We start from the raw sequence: 3,257 nt of genomic DNA, 5'->3' as shown, positions 1-3,257 counted from the left end.
GAAGAGAAAAAGACTGAACCAAAGCAGAAAACACTCCCGAACCAGCCAAAAGGCACACAGGATCTATTGAACTTTGATGATATTATCGTTCCTGAAGTCTTTAAGAACTCTTCAGGAACGATAATATCATMAAAGTTCAATAGATCCTGTGTGCCTTTTGGCTGGTTCGGGAGTGTTTTCTGCTTTGGTTCAGTCTTTTTCTCTTCTGTAGGCTCTTGTTGCACTTCCGGCTGAACAGCCTTCACTTCTTTCTTCTCTTCCTTTGCTACAGATTGAGAAATAGGTTCTTGTACTTCTTCCTGTGCAGTAGATTCCGTGTTCTTTTGGGCTTCAGAAGGCGTAGATGCTTCTTGTTTAGGTTCTTTTTTCGCATCTGACTCATTCTTCTCTTTGTCATTTTTATTTGGGAGAACGGTAATCTGAAAACAGATGACCCCTACTTCACCAGGACATTCATCAATGGGAATGTCTAACGTTGGTTCCCCTTGAATTAACACCTTTTCATGCATGATGCTTTTCTTCGTGAGCCCTGTTTTATTAAAAGCTTTCTTCGCAACAAATACGGTATACGAAATAAASGTRCTCTTCTTYAAYCCTTTAGGCGCAGATGGTGACCCTTTTTCACGCATATCAAAGGCAACRTAGCGATCRTATTCTCGTAGTGGTCCTGTGGCTGATCCGGTTAACGTAATTTTATGTGGCATAATGTTATCCTCCTGCGTAGATTATTAGTTATTGTTTATTTAGAACACAGTTCTAAATAAACACGTTCTATTAAAACATCAGCTTCTAAGAGATTTCTACTTTTTTGATTAGGAAGCTGTGTCTCTTAACTGGTTATGTTGACGCAAACATTCTTGTTCCTCTGGCTTTAAAGCTTGTCCTAGGTCTTGTTTTACCTGAGATATCTCCAACAAACTATACGTAGAGCTGTGCTCCTGCAGCAAGTTTTCTTCTTCTAGCGTAAGTTCTTGTCCTAAATCTTGCTTTAACTGGATCATTTCAAGCTGTTGCTCCAATGTAACTTCTGTTTCTTGTGTAGATTCTTCTTGCTGCTGTTCAGCTTTTAACCAATCAGGAACCAGTTCCTTACGGATAATATGTTTTGGTGTAGCCAATGTTCTTGTTTCGCTTTCGTTATGTATAACTTCTTGTTGATGTGCGTATACTGATGAATAATCCTGTCCTTTAGGGTCTACTAATTCGTAGAATTGATTTTTCGCAATTTGATAGATTAATCGACACATATCCCCTAGGGATAAAGGTTTTCCTTTTTGATTAGCCTCATGTACATATTTATCTAATCCAACAATCGTTGAATATGCGATCTCATGTATTTGCTCTTTCTCAATCTTAATCTCTGTATCTCGTTTTACGGCTTTTGCAGCATTTTGAATACGAGCATAAAAGTCTTGTAGTTGATGTCCATATTTACCTGCATAGACTTGATTGACTTTTTTAGGCACACCTTTGATATAGCTGAATGACTGTGAAACAGACATTAAATAATTATTTATATGATTTACAGGTAAATCAAGGTTAATAAAGGCATTAGGTGATTTATCGGCCTCTAAGCTTGGTGTATCAACGTTTTCAGCACTTTCTGGATGCGTCACAGGACATGTCACAGGAGTGGTCATTTCTTCTTGCTGAAGCGTTTGTATACCTGTTGTATCATGAGCAAAAAAGATTTCGTCGCAAATGTGATGAAAGTTCTTATGGCTTTTAAGGATAAATACATAACTATCAGGATGAGTACCTGTTGCATCTTCTTTAATGTAACGTGCCACAAGTACAAACGGAGTCGCTTTTAACGAGCGTACAAAACGAGAAACCGTACTTTTGGAAACATTAAATTTTTTCATAAGCGTTTCAGAACGGATTGCTTGAATGCCCGTAGCCACTAGGTTATAGATGACATGATCGAGCATTTCCATTCTCTTTTTAGGAAATTCTTTATGTATGGCTGATTGTTGTTGTTTAAAGTGGGTACGAAGACTTTCTAAAAACTCTTCTTTCTTTTTCCGAAGTGTGGACTTGTGGGTCCATAACCATTTGAACCGTCCATTGAAGGTGTCTACATCTTTTAAATAGCAGGTTAATATTTTTGTCATTTGTTCATCGTCTCCTTTAAGGAACACAAAAAAGACACTGCTTCCCTCGAAAAAGGAAAACAATGYCTTGATTTTGATGAACTAAGCCCTTGAAATAGATGTCAATTTCATATAAAATAAAAMCATAAGTTTTATTTTATAGAAAAACTAAATCTATTAACAAGAGACTTCGACAAGTGTTTTCCCTACCGTMTTTAGGGGGAACGGTTTAAGWGTGYTRSYMRCACTWCTTAAACAGTTGAAGTCTTTTTTCTATTCCGGTCATTTTTGTTAGTTTTATTATAGCGTTAATTAATCTYATAATTCAATAAAAATTAGTAATATATCTCAAAAGAATCAATTTTACTTCTTTTACGGGTTAAAAATCCTATCTATATTTAAATAATTTTATTGTAGAAGGAAGTAAGAGAAAATATTTCTGAAAACTAAAACAAATAAAAACAGCTTCTAACTAMTTATCAGTAGTTAGAAGCTGTTTTTATTTGTTGAACATTCTTTTCCATATACTTTTTCCTTGTTCTTTTTGAATCTCGGTCATAGCTGAATGGATAGAATCTAATTTTTTAAGTAATTGATCATTCACTTCTTTTAAACGCTGATTATCTTGTTCAAGTTTATTCATCTGCTCTTTTATCTCTATAACATCCTTTTTTTCTGCTAAATTTCCAGATGGAAGCGTTAATTGTTCTTTCTTCTCCATTTTTTTATCCATTTCTTCTATTTTTTTAGCAAGTAATAAAAAGGCTTCTTTAAAGGAGTTTTCGTTTATATCTTCTTCATTTACATCCTTATCAATCACTTTTGTTTGTTCGTCACTCATTAAATTTGCTTTAATTAATTCTTCACGAATCATTTCATTGGGTGCATGTTTTCCGAATTTCTCCTTTAGTTCAATAATCTTCTTAATTTTTTTATCTTCATCAGTGAATATATACCTTATTCTCCCGATTCTCTTGTGGCGTACTAATCCGACTTCGCACCAGTCGCGTAATTGATGATTTTCTATATTGAATTTTCTAGCAACTTCTGAAATAACCATTGTTTCTTCGCTCAAAATTATACCTCCTTTAAAGATAATTTAATCTAATTGAGTTAGAAACTTCTTATATATAGTAAATTTAGTGACTCAATTAAGTCTAACTT

At 34.4% G+C, this 3,257-nt stretch carries 3 protein-coding genes; all 3 read right to left on the bottom strand.

What is annotated here, in order from left to right; translation table 11 throughout:
* A partial coding sequence (locus tag AC1DRF_RS20645; RefSeq protein WP_477741560.1) for a cell envelope integrity protein TolA occupies positions 1–704 on the bottom strand: 704 nt, incomplete at its 3' end.
* Positions 705–812: 108 nt separating this feature from the next.
* Positions 813–2,114 carry a replication protein gene (locus AC1DRF_RS20640; protein ID WP_477741559.1) on the bottom strand — a complete coding sequence of 434 codons (1,302 nt, stop codon included), beginning with the start codon at positions 2,112–2,114 and terminating at the stop codon, positions 813–815.
* Between the two features lie 478 nt (positions 2,115–2,592).
* On the bottom strand, positions 2,593–3,168 hold the full coding sequence (locus AC1DRF_RS20635; protein ID WP_477741558.1) for a MerR family transcriptional regulator: 576 nt from the start codon (positions 3,166–3,168) through the stop codon (positions 2,593–2,595).
* Between the last annotated feature and the right edge of the window lie 89 nt (positions 3,169–3,257).

The sequence above is a fragment of the Priestia sp. P5_B4 genome, from assembly GCF_056400385.1.
The sequence above is the reverse complement of the archived record's forward strand: the minus strand, read 5'-3'. Positions and strand labels throughout refer to the sequence as shown.

Excerpts from the sequence above, each read along its gene's own strand:
- AC1DRF_RS20640 (WP_477741559.1), bottom strand. The coding sequence starts at position 2,114 with ATGACAAAAATATTAACCTGCTATTTAAAAGATGTAGACACCTTCAAT.